At 34.1% G+C, this 18377-nt stretch carries 12 protein-coding genes and 4 tRNA genes; 1 reads left to right on the top strand and 15 read right to left on the bottom strand.

Annotation, left to right across the window (positions count from 1 at the left end; genetic code table 11):
- The coding region (locus Q0842_RS15615) for a hypothetical protein (RefSeq protein ID WP_298500349.1) at positions 1 to 2504 on the bottom strand (2504 nt) is incomplete at its 3' end.
- 524 nt (positions 2505 to 3028) lie between these two features.
- Here Q0842_RS15615 and Q0842_RS15610 point away from each other — a divergent pair.
- Positions 3029 to 4618 (top strand): peptide chain release factor 3, encoded by a 1590-nt coding sequence (locus Q0842_RS15610; RefSeq protein WP_298500347.1) that lies wholly within the window; start codon positions 3029 to 3031, stop codon positions 4616 to 4618.
- Between the two features lie 220 nt (positions 4619 to 4838).
- On the opposite strand, the gene Q0842_RS15605 is transcribed toward Q0842_RS15610, so the two are convergent.
- The 14 genes from Q0842_RS15605 to Q0842_RS15540 form a co-directional block, all read right to left on the bottom strand.
- Entirely contained in the window at positions 4839 to 5156 is a 318-nt protein-coding gene (locus Q0842_RS15605; RefSeq protein ID WP_298500352.1) for a DUF3467 domain-containing protein, read from the bottom strand.
- Positions 5157 to 5248: 92 nt separating this feature from the next.
- Positions 5249 to 9550 carry a DNA-directed RNA polymerase subunit beta' gene (rpoC, locus tag Q0842_RS15600; protein WP_298500344.1) on the bottom strand — a complete coding sequence of 1434 codons (4302 nt, stop codon included), beginning with the start codon at positions 9548 to 9550 and terminating at the stop codon, positions 5249 to 5251.
- 32 nt (positions 9551 to 9582) lie between these two features.
- Positions 9583 to 13395: a DNA-directed RNA polymerase subunit beta gene (gene rpoB / locus Q0842_RS15595; RefSeq protein WP_298500339.1), complete on the bottom strand. Its 3813-nt coding sequence runs from the start codon at positions 13393 to 13395 to the stop codon at positions 9583 to 9585.
- A 193-nt stretch (positions 13396 to 13588) separates the two neighbouring features.
- Positions 13589 to 13966, bottom strand: a complete 378-nt coding sequence (gene rplL / locus Q0842_RS15590; protein ID WP_298500336.1) for a 50S ribosomal protein L7/L12 — start codon at positions 13964 to 13966, stop codon at positions 13589 to 13591.
- A gap of 62 nt (positions 13967 to 14028) precedes the next feature.
- Entirely contained in the window at positions 14029 to 14550 is a 522-nt protein-coding gene (gene rplJ / locus Q0842_RS15585; RefSeq protein ID WP_298500333.1) for a 50S ribosomal protein L10, read from the bottom strand.
- A 21-nt stretch (positions 14551 to 14571) separates the two neighbouring features.
- The gene (gene rplA, locus Q0842_RS15580) at positions 14572 to 15261 is read right to left on the bottom strand and encodes a 50S ribosomal protein L1 (RefSeq protein WP_144116614.1); all 690 of its coding nucleotides are present in this window, start codon (positions 15259 to 15261) and stop codon (positions 14572 to 14574) included.
- A 19-nt stretch (positions 15262 to 15280) separates the two neighbouring features.
- On the bottom strand, positions 15281 to 15718 hold the full coding sequence (gene rplK, locus Q0842_RS15575) for a 50S ribosomal protein L11 (RefSeq protein ID WP_298500326.1): 438 nt from the start codon (positions 15716 to 15718) through the stop codon (positions 15281 to 15283).
- Positions 15719 to 15791: 73 nt separating this feature from the next.
- A complete protein-coding gene (nusG, locus tag Q0842_RS15570; RefSeq protein ID WP_298500322.1) occupies positions 15792 to 16346 on the bottom strand; it encodes a transcription termination/antitermination protein NusG in 555 nt (184 codons plus the stop codon).
- Positions 16347 to 16357: 11 nt separating this feature from the next.
- Positions 16358 to 16555: a preprotein translocase subunit SecE gene (gene secE, locus Q0842_RS15565; protein WP_298346448.1), complete on the bottom strand. Its 198-nt coding sequence runs from the start codon at positions 16553 to 16555 to the stop codon at positions 16358 to 16360.
- A 48-nt stretch (positions 16556 to 16603) separates the two neighbouring features.
- A tRNA-Trp gene (locus Q0842_RS15560) sits at positions 16604 to 16676 on the bottom strand.
- Between the two features lie 64 nt (positions 16677 to 16740).
- Positions 16741 to 17928 carry an elongation factor Tu gene (gene tuf, locus Q0842_RS15555; protein WP_298500319.1) on the bottom strand — a complete coding sequence of 396 codons (1188 nt, stop codon included), beginning with the start codon at positions 17926 to 17928 and terminating at the stop codon, positions 16741 to 16743.
- A 69-nt stretch (positions 17929 to 17997) separates the two neighbouring features.
- Positions 17998 to 18069 (bottom strand) — tRNA-Thr (locus Q0842_RS15550).
- A 97-nt stretch (positions 18070 to 18166) separates the two neighbouring features.
- Positions 18167 to 18239 (bottom strand) — tRNA-Gly (locus Q0842_RS15545).
- 62 nt (positions 18240 to 18301) lie between these two features.
- Positions 18302 to 18377: transfer RNA gene (locus tag Q0842_RS15540), tRNA-Tyr, on the bottom strand.

The following is an 18377-nucleotide window of genomic DNA, read 5'->3' as shown; positions in this document are numbered from 1 at the left end:
CCTAAAACTAAGGTGTCTGGGTTGCCATCACCATCCGTATCTACTGTTGCTCCGGTGATTGTATGATCCGCACTATCCCCATCTGTTAAGTTCGCAAATAAATCTCCGCTTACTGGAGTGTCTTCATTTGTGCTTACTGTTTCATTATCATCGCTGATTGGAAGTAACACAGTTAATGTAGCACAACTAACTTCATTAATACAAACATTATCATCATGTGTAATTAATAAACAATATTGTGTTCCGCTTAGACCATTAACATTAGAAATATTAAGCGTAGAAGTATTCTCACCGCTATAATTTGTGTCTGCTGGTAAAATGGCTGTTCCTCCAGAATTTGGATCTCCAATATACCATTGATAATTTAACCCAGAAGAAGCATCTGCTCCGGCACCATAATCTGGTACTCTTGCAGATATTGGCCCTGTAAAAGTAGTTGTATTTGTTGCAGATGCAGAAGTTATAGAAAACGTTGTTCCGCTTCCTTCTTGTACACTTTTATTAACTAGTGCTGTTGCATCAACAATTACTTGAGTAGCCGATGTAACATTAGCATTAATACCTGGATAAGTAGCTGCTGCATCAGCAACAGTACCATCTGCATTTACTCCACCTCCAACAAGGGTTAACGGATCTCCTGTTCCAAATTGACCTCCATCACCACCATCGGCATCACTATCAGCATAAGCTTCATTAGCATCGCTACAGCCATCGTTATCAGAATCTAAATCTAAATAGTCTGGAGTCCCATCACCATCAGTATCAATACAACTAAACGAAATGTTTGGTGCAGCCATTAAGAAAACTTTCCCATCAGCCGCATCTGCTCCATTATGCCTGTCAAATACGCGAATCCAATGTATTTCTTCTCCAACAGGAGCAAGATTATCAATTGGAAAAACAGCTATTTCTAAATTTTCAACTGCATTAGCAATTATGTCAGAACCCGTATCAATATAATCTGAATTATTAACATTTACAGGCGTACCAAGAGCATTTTTTTGAAAATCTAGAGCTTGAATACTAACTTGATTGTTACCAGATTTTTCAAATATTAGTGCATATACTAAATCTTTTGAAACTACAGCTGGACTAAATTGTAATTCGTAATAAGAAACATCATTTACCATATCAACCTGTAAATCTTGGTAAAGATTCATATCTCTACTTTGAAAAGTAGGCAAAATATCACTGTTCCAATTAGTTGCTGTTGTATAATCTAAGTCTTCGGTTCCATAAGTTCTTCTTGTAATATCGCTTAAACCAAACGACCCCGAAGTAGCGACAAAACCTTCTTGATATGCGACAGGTACTTGATAATCTGAAATAACTTCACCATTGAAAGTAAATGAATTAAATATAACTGGACCAGAACTACCACTTGGCGAATCTATATCCCAATTGGTTGGCGTAACACTCCCAGTAATCCCACTCCCTGTAGCTCCAGGCTCTAAGCATTCTACTGAATCTAATACCCCATCATTGTCATCGTCTAAATCTGTTTCATCATCAACACCATCTCCATCAGCATCTGGTAATACAACTACAGTTACAATAGCGGTATCGCAATTAGTAGTATTCGCAGTTTCACAAATTTGGTATTCTAAAGTATATGTTCCAGCTGGCACTCCCGCGGAAACATTAATTGCACCTGTAGAAGTGTTTAAGGTAACACCTGCATTGGTTGTACTTACTTGAGTTAAAACAACTCCTCCAGCACCAATAGTTGGTGCACTTGCATTTAACACATCATTATTTAATACATTTGCAATTGCTACACCTCCTACACCTTCTACTACAGCTACTCCATTATCATTTATAGCATCTATAAAGTATTTTATTCCTGTAAAAACCCACTCTATTTGATCTGCACCATTTGGACTTCCAGGAGCTTGCTCTGTATTTATAACTATTGTAGAATAACCACCTTGTAATTCTAAACTTCCGGACGCTGTGCCACTAGTAGGACCTCCACACTCTCCGTTATTGGTTGTTGTACCATTACTTCTTCTTACAGTTGTTGAAGTAGACTCAAAATGAATATCATTTTCTGATAATTCAAGCCACGTTCCATTAGCCAAAGTATATAGAGGAGAATTTGCTGTTGAACCATTAGCACCACCCAATCTGTCTAAATGAATTATTGGAGTACCAACGTTTACTAAAGTATTAGATAATGGTCCATCATAAAAACCAATAACTACAGAACCAACATTTGGTGTTGCAGCTCTAACTCTTAGCGATGTATGATTATCTACAGCTACATCTGAATATGAACCTGCACAACCCATTGTCTCAGTTCTTATTATAGACCAGTTTGTTGTAGATGTAACCCTAACATATATAGCTCCTGCTTGAGCCTGCCACTCACCTCCTGGGCCAGATTGAGACCAAGTACCTGTTATTTGAGCAAAAGAAGTGCTTGCAACAAAGAAGAAAAGTATTGAAAGGATTGATTTTTTTAAAAGACTTGAATTAAACGAGAATCGGTTAAAGATTTTCATATTAGTATAGTTAACGAACATAAATTAGTTTTAAAGGAATCTTAATTTTAAAAAAAGACAGTTTCTCAAAAAAATATTTTCTAATTAACATAGAAACATACAAATTGTAGGATACAATTTCTAAAACAGAAAATTTTTCTAATGTTCTTAATTTATTGAGAGAAAAGTAATTCAAATTGAGAGATTAAATTAATTTTTATTATTGAATATTGGCTAAATTAACATTTGTTAAGATAAAACCAAATAAAAGAGAAACGATTTTTTTTCTATAACATTTTAAAACTGTGCTAAATAGTATTAAAAATTCAAAAAATAGAAAAAAAATAGTTTCTCATATATCTTGACACTATAAACTATAATAAGTCACTTATATAATGCTATACAAACTTAAAGTAATAGTCGTGTTGTTAACGCAATATTCGTTCAATAGGGATTTACCTTCTTTGAAACGACAGCTTCTTTCGATAAGTGGTTATTAAAACTTTTAATAATATTATCTTTGCAAACTATTTGTAATACTAAATATGAGTTTTTTAAAAGAAATACAACGCAGACGTACCTTTGGAATTATATCGCATCCTGATGCTGGTAAAACGACTTTAACAGAAAAGTTATTACTCTTTGGTGGTGCCATACAAGAAGCTGGTGCTGTAAAAAGTAATAAAATAAAGAAAGGCGCTACTAGTGATTTTATGGAAATTGAGCGCCAACGTGGTATATCGGTAGCGACCTCTGTATTAGCGTTTGAGTATAACGGAATTAAAATTAATATTCTTGACACACCTGGACATAAGGATTTTGCAGAAGATACTTTTAGAACCCTTACTGCTGTTGATAGTGTAATTGTGGTTATTGATGTAGCTAAAGGTGTTGAGGAACAAACTGAAAAGCTTGTTGAAGTTTGCCGTATGCGAAACATCCCTATGATTGTTTTTATTAATAAAATGGATAGAGAGGGAAAAGATGCTTTTGATTTATTGGATGAAGTTGAGCAAAAACTAGGATTAAAAGTAACACCTTTAAGTTTTCCTATAGGTATGGGTTACGAATTTAAAGGTATTTATAATATTTGGGAAAAAAACATTAACCTTTTTAGTGGTGATAGCAGAAAGGATATTGAAGAAACTGTTGAAATATCAGATTTATCATCTCCCGAATTAGATACATTAATTGGAGAAAAAGCAGCCAATACTTTAAGAGAAGAAATTGAACTTGTTGAGGGTATTTATCCAGACTTTAATAAAGAAGACTATTTAAGTGGTAATCAACAACCCGTATTTTTTGGTTCAGCTTTAAATAATTTTGGAGTAAGAGAACTTTTAGATTGTTTTGTAGATATAGCACCTAAACCAAGAGCCAAACAAAGTGAAGAACGCTTAGTAAAACCCGACGAAAAAAAATTTAGTGGTTTTGTTTTTAAAATTCATGCTAACATGGACCCAAATCACAGAAACAGATTGGCTTTTGTAAAAATAGTTTCTGGTGAGTTTAAAAGAAATACACAATACTTACATGTAAGACACAATAAAAAAGTAAAGTTTTCAAGTCCAAATGCTTTTTTTGCTGAAAAGAAAGAGATTGTAGACATCTCCTACCCTGGAGATATTGTTGGCTTACAAGATACTGGTACCTTTAAAATTGGTGATACTTTAACTGAAGGAGAAGTATTAAACTATAAAGGTGTACCCAGTTTTTCTCCAGAACATTTTAGGTATATAAATAATGCCGACCCTTTAAAATCTAAACAACTTTTTAAAGGTATTGACCAACTTATGGACGAAGGTGTAGCACAGTTATTTACTTTAGAGTTAAATGGCCGAAAAGTAATTGGTACTGTTGGTGCTCTACAATATGAAGTTATACAATATAGATTAGAACATGAGTATGGAGCAAAATGTACCTATGAAAATTTAAATGTACATAAAGCTTGTTGGGTAGACCCTGAAAATTCTAAATCTGATGAGTACAAAGAATTTGTTAGAGTTAAACAACGGTTTCTAGCAAAAGATAAGCAAAACCAATTAGTGTTTTTAGCAGACTCACCATTTTCTTTACAAATGACACAACAGAAGTACCCTAATATTAAACTTCATTTTACGTCAGAATTTAATTAATTTATTTGGTCAATCCTTTTGAAAAATTGATAGCAAATTCAATAAAAATTTAAATAACTAAATAACATATAAATAAAAAGCCTTTGATGTTGAATCAAAGGCTTTTTATTATTTATGCTTGACCTGTCGGTCCAAAATTCAACGGTATTGGTGGTTGCTCGTAATAAAACATTTCGAGCATCCATTAAATTTCTCTTCAATTAGTTTTTCTACTAGAATATTAAGCTTGTCCGGTCGGTCCAAAATTCAACGGTATTGGAGGTTGCTCGTAATCTTTAATTTCACCATGAGCATTTTCAAATCTAGTAATATTTTCTCCTAACGCTTTTAATAAGCGCTTAGCATGTTGGGGTGTTAAAATAATCCTAGATTTCACCTTATTTTTAGGAACTCCTGGCATAATATTTACAAAATCAACAACAAATTCAGAAACTGAATGGTTAATAATTGCCAAATTGGAATAAGTTCCTTCAGCTACTTTCTCATCAAGTTCAATATTAATTTGCCCTTGTTTTTGCTTGTCTTTATCTTCAGCCATAATAGTATTTTTAAAAATTAAAAAAGCCTTCAAGTATATAAAATACATGAAGGCTTTTGTTTTATAGATTCCCGCCTTCGCGGGAATAAAATTTAATTATAATTCAATTCTTGCTTTACTTGCATCATTTCATCAAACTCTTCTTTAGAGCCAACAATAATGTCGGTATAGCTTCTCATACCTGTACCTGCAGGTATTCTATGTCCTACAATTACATTTTCTTTTAAGCCTTCTAAAGTATCCACTTTACCAGCTACAGCTGCTTCGTTAAGTACTTTAGTTGTCTCTTGGAAAGATGCCGCAGATATAAACGATTTTGTTTGAAGCGAAGCTCTAGTAATACCTTGAAGTATTGGTGTTGCAGTTGCAGGTTGTGCATCTCTTGCACTTACCAATGCTTTATCTTCTCTTCTCAAAATAGAATTTTCATCTCTTAACTCACGAGCCGAAATAATTTGTCCAGCTTTAAGGTTTGATGAATCTCCAGCGTCTTCAATTACTTTCATTCCAAAAATATCATCATTTTCTTTAATGAAATCTGCTTTATGAGCTAATTGATCTTCTAAGAAAATGGTGTCTCCAGAGTCAATGATTCTTACTTTACGCATCATTTGTCTTACAACAACTTCAAAGTGCTTATCATTAATTTTCACACCTTGTAAACGATATACTTCTTGTACTTCATTTACTAAATATTGTTGAACCGCTGAAGGGCCTTTAATGTTCAATATATCGTTTGGAGTAATAGAACCATCAGATAATGGCATACCAGCTTTTACATAATCATTTTCTTGCACAAGAATTTGATTTGATAATTTCACTAAGTACTTCTTAACATCACCTAATTTAGATTCTACAATAATCTCACGGTTACCTCTCTTAATTTTCCCAAAAGATACCACACCGTCAATAGCACTAACTACTGCTGGGTTAGATGGGTTACGTGCTTCAAACAACTCTGTTACACGAGGAAGACCACCAGTAATATCACCTGCTTTAGCAGATTTACGAGGAATTTTAACTAAAATTTTACCAACTTTAATTTTCTCTCCGTCATCAATCATTAAGTGTGCTCCAACTGGTAAGTTGTAAGAACGTATTGTTTCTCCTTTAGAATCTTCAATATGAAGTGTAGGAATTAGCTTCTTATTTCTAGATTCAGAAATTACTTTTTCTTGGAAACCAGTTTGCTCATCAATCTCTACTTGATATGTTACCCCTTGTTCGATGTTTTCATACTTCACTTTACCAGCAAATTCTGAAATAATAACACCGTTATATGGATCCCAAGTACAAACAACATCTCCTTTGGTTAATTTGTCACCATTTTTAACATTAATGGTAGAACCATAAGGAATATTATTAGTACTTAAAACAATACCTGTTTTCTTATCTGTAAGTTTAAGCTCAGATGTTCTAGAAATAACAATATCAATATCATTTCCTTCACTATCTTGACCTTTAACTGTTTTTAAATCTTCAATTTCAGCAATACCATCAAACTTAACAGCTAATTTGTTATCTTCTGAAATGTTTCCTGCAATACCACCTACGTGGAATGTACGTAATGTAAGCTGTGTTCCAGGCTCACCAATTGATTGTGCAGCAACTACACCAACAGCTTCTCCACGTTGAACCATTTTGCCAGTAGCTAAATTTCTACCGTAACATTTTGCACAAATTCCTTGTAAAGCTTCACAAGTTAAAGCCGAACGTACTTCTAAACTATCAATAGGAGACGCTTCAATTGCTTTAGCTACATCATCTTCAATTAATTGACCAGCTGAAACTAATAACTCATCTGTTAATGGATCATAAACATCATTTAATGATACACGACCAACGATTCTTTCTTGTAATTTTTCAACTACCTCGTCATTTTTCTTCAATGGTTCAACTTCAACACCTCTTAATGTACCACAATCTTCAGAATTGATAATTACATCTTGAGACACATCCACTAAACGACGTGTTAAATAACCAGCATCGGCAGTTTTAAGTGCAGTATCGGCAAGACCTTTACGTGCACCGTGAGTTGAAATAAAGTATTCTAAAATTGAAAGTCCTTCTTTAAAGTTAGAAAGAATTGGATTTTCAATAATTTCTCCACCACCTGCGTTAGATTTTTTTGGTTTTGCCATTAAACCACGCATACCTGTTAACTGTCGAATCTGTTCTTTAGATCCACGAGCTCCAGAGTCAAGCATCATAAACACCGAGTTAAATCCTTGTTGATCTTCTCTAATACGTTTCATTGACAATTCAGTCAATTCTGCATTGGTAGAAGTCCAAATATCAATAACTTGGTTATAACGTTCGTTATTAGTAATAAGCCCCATGTTATAGTTTCCAGTAATACCGTCAACTAAAGTATTGGCTTTATCAATCATTCCTTGCTTCTCTGGTGGGATAATAATATCACCTAAACTAAATGATAATCCACCTTGAAATGCAAATTTAAATCCTAAAGTTCTAATACTATCTAAGAAATCGGCACATTCTGGTACAGAAGTTACCTTAAGAATTTCACCAATAATATCTCTTAAAGATTTCTTTGTTAATACTTGATTGATAAACCCAGCTGCTTGTGGAACATGTTGGTTAAATAATACTCTACCAACAGTTGTTTCTACAATCATTCTATCTAGTTTACCATCTTCATTAATATCGATAGTTCTAACTTTAATACCAGCATTTAAATCTACTTTTTTCTCATTAAAAGCAATTTCTACTTCTTCTGGAGAATAAAAAGTTAAACCTTCACCTAAAATTGGCACTTCAGGAGTAGACTTACGCAACTTAGTCATATAATATAAACCAAGTACCATATCCTGAGATGGTACCGTTACTGGTGATCCATTTGCAGGGTTTAAGATATTATGAGAAGCCAACATTAATAATTGACATTCTAAAATAGCTTCTGGTCCAAGTGGTAAGTGTACCGCCATTTGGTCACCATCAAAATCGGCGTTAAATGCTGTACATACTAATGGGTGTAATTGGATTGCTTTCCCTTCAATTAATTTTGGTTGAAAAGCTTGAATACCCAATCTGTGTAATGTAGGCGCACGGTTTAGTAATACTGGATGCCCTTTAAGAACATTCTCCAGGATATCCCAAACAACAGGCTCTCTTTTATCAATAATTTTCTTTGCAGATTTTACTGTTTTTACAATACCTCTTTCAATTAATTTTCTAATTACAAAAGGCTTATAAAGTTCAGCTGCCATATTTTTTGGCAATCCACATTCAAATAATTTTAATTCTGGACCAACAACAATTACAGAACGTGCAGAATAATCAACACGCTTACCAAGTAAGTTTTGACGGAAACGTCCTTGCTTACCTTTAAGTGAATCTGATAATGATTTTAATGGTCTATTTGAATCTGTTTTTACAGCAGATGATTTACGTGTATTATCAAATAATGAATCTACAGATTCCTGAAGCATACGTTTTTCATTACGTAAAATTACTTCTGGTGCCTTAATTTCAACTAATCTTTTAAGACGGTTGTTACGTATAATTACACGACGATATAAATCATTTAAATCTGATGTTGCAAAACGACCACCATCTAACGGCACTAATGGACGTAATTCTGGTGGGATAATTGGCACAACTTTCATAATCATCCATTCTGGACGATTTTCACGATTGTTATTTGACTCTTTTAAAGACTCAACAACTTGTAAACGTTTTAAAGCTTCTGTTTTACGTTGTTTAGACGTTTCAGTATTAGCTTTATGACGCAATTCGTATGATAATGCTTCTAAATCAATTCTTGCTAATAAATCTATTAAACATTCAGCACCCATTTTAGCTAAAAATTTATTTGGGTCTTCATCATCTAAATACTGATTATCTTGAGGAAGTGCTTCTAAAATATTTAGGTATTCTTCTTCAGTAAGGAAATCCATTTTTTGTAATGGTTCGCCTTCTTCATTTTTTGCATTACCTGGTTGAATTACTACATAACGTTCGTAGTAAATAATCATATCTAATTTCTTAGATGGTAAGCCTAATAAATAACCTATTTTATTTGGTAACGAACGGAAATACCAGATATGAGCAACAGGAACAACTAAGTTAATGTGTCCTACTCTATCTCGACGTACTTTCTTTTCTGTTACTTCTACACCACAACGGTCACAAACAATACCTTTGTAGCGAATTCTTTTATATTTACCACAAGCACACTCATAATCCTTTACAGGACCAAAAATACGCTCACAGAACAAACCATCACGTTCAGGTTTGTGAGTTCGATAATTGATAGTTTCTGGTTTTAAAACCTCACCTCTAGACTCTGCTAAAATAGACTCGGGTGATGCTAAACCAATTGAGATTTTATTAAATCTCTTAACTGTATTTTTATCTTGTTTTCTTGCCATAATAAATGGTTGAAATGAATTTAATTAATTAACTACTCCTCTAATCTGATGTCTAAACCTAAACCTTTCAATTCGTGCATAAGTACATTGAAAGATTCTGGTAAACCTGGATCTGGCATTGGTTCTCCTTTAACAATACTTTCGTATGTTTTAGCTCTTCCAATAACATCATCAGATTTTACAGTTAAGATCTCACGTAGAGTACTTGATGCTCCATAAGCCTCAAGTGCCCAAACTTCCATCTCACCAAAACGCTGACCACCAAATTGTGCTTTACCACCTAATGGTTGTTGTGTAATTAATGAGTAAGGTCCAATAGAACGTGCGTGCATTTTATCGTCAACCATGTGTCCTAGTTTAAGCATGTAAATCACACCAACTGTTGCAGGTTGATCAAAACGTGCTCCTGTTCCACCATCATATAAATAAGTATGACCATATCTTGGAATTCCAGCTTCATCTGTAAATTCGTTAATTTGATCAATAGTTGCACCATCAAAAATTGGTGTTGCATACTTACGATCTAATTTTTGACCAGCCCATCCAAGTACTGTTTCATAAATTTGACCAATATTCATACGAGACGGTACACCAAGTGGATTTAATACTATATCAACAGGTGTTCCATCTTCTAAGAATGGCATATCTTCTTGACGAACAATACGAGCAACAATACCTTTGTTACCATGACGTCCTGCCATTTTATCACCAACTTTAAGTTTACGTTTCTTAGCGATATAAACTTTAGCCAATTTGATAATTCCAGCTGGTAATTCATCACCTACAGAGATTGTAAATTTCTCACGACGTAAAGAACCTTGTAAGTCATTTTCTTTGATCTTGTAGTTATGAATTAAATCTGCTACTAATTGATTTGTATATTCATCAGTTGTCCATTTTCCAGACACCAAATGCGCATAATCATCAACAGCATTTAACATTTTAAGTGTGAATTTTTTACCTTTTGGTAGTACTTCTTCACCTAAATCATTAAAGATACCCTGAGCTGTTTTACCATTTACAATAGCAAATAGTTTTTCGACTAAAACATCTTTTAATTCATCAAACTTTCTATCATATTGAGCTTCTAAAGCTAAAATATCATCTTTATCTTGAGCTCTTTTACGCTTATCTTTTACCGCTCTTGCGAATAATTTCTTTTCAATTACTACACCATGTAATGAAGGCGAAGCTTTTAAAGAAGCATCTTTAACATCTCCTGCTTTATCTCCAAAGATAGCACGTAATAATTTTTCTTCTGGTGTTGGATCAGATTCACCTTTTGGAGTGATCTTACCAATTAATATATCACCAGGCTTTACTTCAGCACCAACACGAATCATTCCATGTTCGTCAAGGTCTTTTGTTGCCTCTTCAGATACATTAGGAATATCGTTAGTTAATTCTTCGTTACCTAATTTTGTATCTCTTACTTCTAATGAATACTCATCAATATGTATAGATGTAAATATGTCTTCACGAACAACTTTTTCAGAAATTACAATCGCATCCTCAAAGTTATAACCTTTCCAAGGCATAAAGGCAACTTTCATATTTCTACCTAAAGCAAGTTCTCCTTTTTGAGTAGCATACCCTTCACATAAAACTTGACCTTTAGATACTTTATCTCCTTTAACTACAATTGGTTTAAGGTTTATTGAAGTTCCTTGGTTTGTTTTTCTAAATTTTACTAATTGATATGTTTTAACATCGGAATCAAAACTCACTTTAGCTTCGTCTTCTGTACGATCATATCTAATTTGAATTTCATTAGCATCTACATAAAGTACTTCTCCATTTCCTTCAGCATTAATTAATACTCTAGAATCTGAAGCTACTTGACGCTCTAAACCTGTACCTACAATTGGTGCATCAACTCTTAATAATGGAACTGCTTGACGCATCATGTTAGATCCCATTAAGGCTCTATTCGCATCATCATGTTCTAAGAACGGAATTAAAGATGCAGATATAGATGAAATTTGATTTGGTGCAACATCTGTATAATGAAGCTCATGTGGATCAATTACAGGGAAGTCACCTTCCATACGTGCAATTACTTTATCATGTAAAATTTTACCACTCTCATCAACTTCAACAGTTGCTTGAGCAATTAATTTTTCTTCTTCTTCTTCAGCACTTAAATAAGTTGGCTCATTTATAATATCTACAACACCATCAGTTACTTTTCTATATGGTGTTTCAATGAACCCCATTGAGTTCACTTTAGCAAATACTGAAAGTGAAGAAATTAAACCAATATTTGGTCCCTCTGGCGTTTCAATAGGACATAAACGTCCGTAGTGAGTGTAGTGAACATCACGAACCTCAAATCCTGCTCTTTCTCTTGATAAACCTCCTGGTCCAAGAGCCGATAAACGACGCTTATGTGTAATCTCAGCTAATGGATTGGTTTGATCCATAAATTGAGATAACTGGTTTGTACCAAAGAAAGAATTAATTACAGACGATAACGTCTTAGCATTAATTAAATCAATTGGTGTAAATACCTCGTTATCACGAACGTTCATTCGCTCACGAATGGTACGAGCCATACGTGCTAAACCAACACCAAATTGAGAAGATAATTGCTCACCTACAGTACGTACACGACGGTTAGATAAGTGATCAATATCATCAATCTCTGCTTTAGAGTTGATAAGTTCAATTAAGTATTTTATGATAGTTATAATATCTTCTTTGGTAAGTACTTGCTTATCCATTCCAATATCAAGACCTAATTTTTTATTCATTCTATAACGACCTACTTCTCCTAAAGAGTAACGTTGGTCTGAAAAGAATAATTTATCTATAATTCCACGTGCTGTTTCCTCATCTGGCGGCTCAGCATTACGCAATTGTCTATAGATGTGTTCAACAGCCTCTTTTTCAGAATTTGTTGGATCTTTTTGAAGTGTATTATGAATAATAGCGTAATCGCCTTGTTCATTACTTTCTTTGTGTAAAAGAATTGTTTTTACTTCAACATCAAGAATTTCTTCAATATTTTCTTTATCAAGAATCGTATCACGATCAAGCACTATTTCATTACGCTCGATAGATACAACTTCTCCTGTATCTTCATCAACAAAATCCTCATGCCATGTATTTAATACACGAGCAGCTAATTTTCTTCCTAAATATTTTTTTAATCCAGATTTTGAAACTTTAACTTCTTCAGCTAAGTCAAAAATCTCTAAGATATCTTTATCACGTTCAAAACCAATAGCTCTAAACAATGTTGTAACAGGTAATTTTTTCTTTCTATCAATGTAAGCATACATTACTTGATTGATGTCTGTAGCAAACTCAATCCAAGAACCTTTAAAAGGTATTACTCTTGCTGAATATAATTTAGTACCATTTGCATGGAAAGATTGACCAAAGAAAACGCCTGGTGAACGGTGTAATTGAGATACAACAACACGTTCTGCACCGTTGATACAAAATGTACCTGAAGGTGTCATGTAAGGTATAGTTCCTAAGTATACATCTTGAACAATGGTTTCGAAATCTTCATGTTCAGGATCTGTACAATATAACTTTAACCTTGCTTTTAACGGAACGCTATATGTTAGTCCTCTTTCAATACACTCTTCTATAGCATATCTTGGTGGATCTACGAAGTAATCTAAAAACTCTAAAACGAATTGATTACGTGAATCTGTAATTGGAAAGTTTTCCATGAAGGTATTATAAAGACCTTCATCACCTCTTTCTTCAGATTTAGTTTCTAATTGGAAAAAATCCTGGAAGGATTTAATCTGAATATCCAAGAAATCAGGATATTCTGTTCTATTTACAATAGAGGAGAAATTTAATCTTTCAGCTTGTGTTGATAACATCAATGGACGGAATTTTGATTAAAAAAATAGTGATAGTGCTTTTAACACTAGTTATTACAGTTAAATATGTTTAAATATTTAAGTGTCGTTTTGCAATTTTTTTTGCTATATCATTATATATGCAAAATGGTCTAGGTGTTATCCCGCTAAAAGCGGGATATACCTAAACCTTTGTATTGTTGAGTAATTAAGCTTACTTAAGCTCTACCTCAGCTCCAGCTTCTTCTAAAGATGCTTTTAAAGCTTCAGCTTCATCTTTAGTAACACCTTCTTTGATTGCACTTGGTGCATCATCAACTAAACCTTTAGCTTCTTTTAATCCTAAACCAGTTAATTCTTTAACTAATTTTACAACAGCTAGTTTAGAACCACCTGCTGCTTTTAAGATTACATCAAATTCAGTTTGCTCTTCTGCAGCGTCTCCACCAGCAGCAGCACCTCCAGCAGCAACTGCTACAGCAGCAGCAGCAGGCTCGATACCATACTCATCTTTTAATATAGTTGCTAACTCATTTACTTCTTTAACAGTAAGGTTAACTAATTGTTCTGCGAAATCTTTTAAATCTGCCATTTTTCTATCGTTTTAATAATTTTGTAATAATATAATTGTAATAAAGTGCGTACTATTTAATACTATTCTGATCTTTCAGATAGTGTTTTGATAAGTCCAGCTATTGTTCCACCACCTGATTTAAGTGCTGAAATAACGTTTTTAGCAGGCGATTGTAATAATCCAACAATCTCTCCTAATAACTCTTCTTTAGACTTGATATCAACTAACATGTCTAATTGATCATCGCCAATGTAAACTGCTTCCTCAATGAATGCTCCTTTTAATAAAGGCTTCTCTGATTTTTTGCGGAAGGTTTTAATTAACTTAGCTGGTGCATTACCTGTTTCAGAATACATCACAGATGTATTTCCTTTTAATACTGAAGCAAGGTCTCCAAAATCTTTATCTGAAGCTTCCATTGCTTTTTCAAGTAATGTATTCTTAACAACTGCCATTTGCACGTTTGCTTTAAAAGCTGCACGACGCAAATTAGAAGTGGTTCCTGCATTTAATCCAGAAATATCTGCTAAATAGATATTTGCATTATTAGCTAATTCTGCAGTTAAGTCCTCAATTACTTGTGATTTTTCTTCTCTAGTCATAATTTGAAAGTTTTAACTTAATTAACCAATTTTAGGATCAATAGCTATACTAGGGCTCATTGTAGAAGACATAAATATGCTTTTTACATAAACACCTTTAGCGGTTGTCGGTTTTAGTTTCATTAATGTTGTTAATAATTCATTTGCGTTACCCGCAATTTTATCAGCACTAAATGATGCTTTACCAATTGCAGCGTGTACAATACCAGTTTTATCAACTTTAAAGTCAATTTTACCAGCTTTTACCTCACTTACTGCTTTAGCAACATCCATAGTTACTGTACCTGTTTTAGGGTTAGGCATTAAACCACGAGGACCTAATACACGTCCTAAAGGACCTAATTTACCCATAACACTTGGCATAGTAACGATAACGTCTACATCTGTCCAACCACCTTTAATTTTGTCAAGGTACTCATCTAAACCAACGTAATCTGCCCCAGCTTCTTTGGCTTCTGCTTCTTTATCTGGTGTTACTAATGCTAATACTTTCATATCTTTACCAGTTCCGTGAGGTAATGAAACCACACCTCTAACCATTTGATTAGCTTTACGAGGATCAACTCCTAAACGTACTGCTAAATCAACTGATGCGTCGAACTTAGTATTGGTAATTTCTTTAATTAAAGCAGAAGCTTCGTTTAAAGAATAAACTTTACCTTTTTCAATTTTTGCTAAAGCCTCTTTTTGCTTTTTTGTTAATCTTGCCATTTTTTAATGCTTTAATAGATTAAGAAGGGAATTGCCCTGTTACGGTTATACCCATCGATCTTGCTGTACCAGCAACCATTTTCATAGCAGACTCTATAGTAAATGCATTTAAATCTACCATTTTATCTTCTGCGATGGTTTTAACTTGATCCCAAGATACTTTAGCTACTTTTTTTCGGTTTGGCTCTCCAGACCCTTTCTTCACCTTTGCAGCTTCTAATAATTGAACTGCTGCTGGTGGAGTTTTAATTACAAAGTCAAATGATTTGTCTTTATAAACAGATATAACAACCGGTAATACTTTACCTGGTTTATCTTGGGTTCTGGCATTGAATTGCTTACAGAACTCCATGATGTTAACACCTGCAGCTCCTAAAGCGGGTCCAACCGGTGGCGATGGATTCGCAGCACCTCCCCGAACTTGTAACTTAACTACTTTACCTAATTCTTTTGCCATTTTTAATAATTTAATTTTTTGATGTTATCTTTCTTTTGGAAGCGAAAGACTCATCTATCTTAATGTAACACTATTATACTTTTTCAACTTGCATATAACTTAATTCTAATGGTGTTTTTCTTCCAAAAATCTTAACCATTACTTCTAGTTTACGCTTTTCTTCATTTATTTTTTCAATCGTTCCATCAAAACCATTAAATGGCCCATCTATTACTTTTACAGTTTCGCCCTTTGTAAATGGAATTGCAACATTAGCAGTTTCTTCTACTGATAATTCATCAACTTTACCTAACATTCTGTTTACTTCAGATTGTCTTAATGGTACAGGATCTCCACCTTTTGTTTCACCTAAAAAACCAATAACATTAGTAACTGATCTAATAATATGAGGAACTTCACCTGTTAAATTGGCTTGCACCATTATATATCCAGGAAAAAACACTTTTTCCTTTTGTATTTTTTTTCCATTACGAATCTGTATCACTTTCTCTGTTGGAACAAGTACTTGATCAACATAATCTTGCAAGCCTAAACGTTCAATTTCTCTCTCTATATAGGCTTTTATTTTGTTTTCTTGACCGCTAACTGCACGAACAACATACCATTTTTTCTCACTTACTTCAGACATAAATTTCCTTTTTAACCGTTAATCCATTGAAAGTAAGCTGCTATAACTTTACTAAAAACTGTATCAACTCCCCAAATAGCGAGTGAAAATATAATAGAGAATACAGCAACTAAAACTGTTAAACTTTGCGCCTCAGCCCAGGTAGGCCATGTTACATTATTTTTTAGTTCTCCGAATGATTCTTTAATATAGTTTACAATTCCAGCCATGTTATTTATTTTTTAATCTAAATTGAAATGATACTCAACTTTATATTGCACGGGTTGAGAGACTCGAACTCCCGACACCTGGTTTTGGAGACCAGTGCTCTACCAACTGAGCTAAACCCGTAAACATAAGTCAAGGTATTCCGAAAAACGGAATACCTTAGCTTATAATATATATTTAAACTGTATTAGTCTAATATCTCTGTTACTTGACCTGCACCAACTGTTCTACCACCTTCACGGATAGCGAAACGTAAACCTACATTCATTGCAATTGGTTGAATTAACTCTACAGTAATTGTTAAGTTATCTCCAGGCATAACCATCTCTACTCCATCAGGAAGCGCAATGTTTCCAGTTACATCAGTTGTACGTACGTAGAACTGTGGACGGTAGTTATTATGGAATGGAGTGTGACGTCCACCTTCTTCTTTTTTAAGGATATAAACCTCAGCTTTAAATTTAGCGTGAGGAGTTACTGAACCTGGTTTAGTAATAACCATACCTCTAGATATTTGAGATTTCTCAATACCTCTTAATAAGATACCTGCATTATCACCAGCTTCACCTCTATCTAATATTTGACGGAACATCTCAATACCAGTAATAGTAGATGTTAATTTCTCAGCACCCATACCAATAATCTCTACAGGATCTCCAGTATTAGCTACTCCAGTCTCTATACGACCAGTTGCAACAGTACCACGACCAGTAATAGAGAATACATCTTCGATAGGCATTAAGAAAGGCTTATCCATATCACGTACTGGCTCTTCAATCCAATCATCACAAGCTTGCATTAATTCTAATACAGTATCAACCCATTTTTGCTCACCGTTAAGTGCACCTAAAGCAGAACCTGATACTACAGGACCATTATCACCATCGTACTCATAGAAAGATAATAAATCTCTAACTTCCATGTCTACTAATTCTAATAGCTCTTCATCATCAACCATATCAACTTTGTTTAAGAAAACAACGATACGAGGAATACCTACTTGACGACCTAATAAGATGTGCTCACGAGTTTGAGGCATAGGACCATCAGTTGCAGCAACTACTAAAATAGCTCCATCCATCTGTGCAGCACCAGTTACCATGTTCTTTACGTAATCGGCGTGACCTGGACAGTCAACGTGTGCGTAATGACGATTTGCTGTTTGATATTCTACGTGTGAAGTATTAATTGTAATACCTCTTTCTTTTTCTTCTGGTGCGTTATCAATTTGATCAAATGATCTCGCTTCCGAATAACCTGCATCAGCTAATACTTTAGTAATAGCAGCAGTTAAAGTTGTTTTACCGTGATCTACGTGTCCAATTGTACCAATATTTAAGTGTGGTTTTGAACGATCGAAAGTTGCCTTTGCCATGTTTTTAAATAATTTTAATCTTAGTTATATAATAATATTAGTGTATTCTATTTGTTTGACTCAAAATAGAGCCAATGACGAGATTTGAACTCGTGACCTCTTCCTTACCAAGGAAACGCTCTACCCCTGAGCTACACCGGCGTAAAGTTTTTATTTCCTATTCTTTCAAAAACACAATCAAAAAAAATGATTGTTATAAATATGAAAGAAGAGACTCCTGCCTTCGCAGGAATTTTAGAGCGGGAGACCAGGTTCGAACTGGCGACATTCAGCTTGGAAGGCTGACGCTCTACCAACTGAGCTACTCCCGCAATTTTTGATAAACTTCCGTTTATCACATTTCAAAATTTCAACAAATATTTAAAAAAAGTTGTGGGGAGAGCAGGATTCGAACCTGCGAAGACGTAGTCAGCAGATTTACAGTCTGCCCTCGTTGGCCGCTTGAGTAT

The organism is uncultured Algibacter sp., assembly GCF_947495675.1.
GTDB lineage: Bacteria > Bacteroidota > Bacteroidia > Flavobacteriales > Flavobacteriaceae > Algibacter_B.
This window is presented reverse-complemented; position numbering and strand designations above follow the sequence as displayed.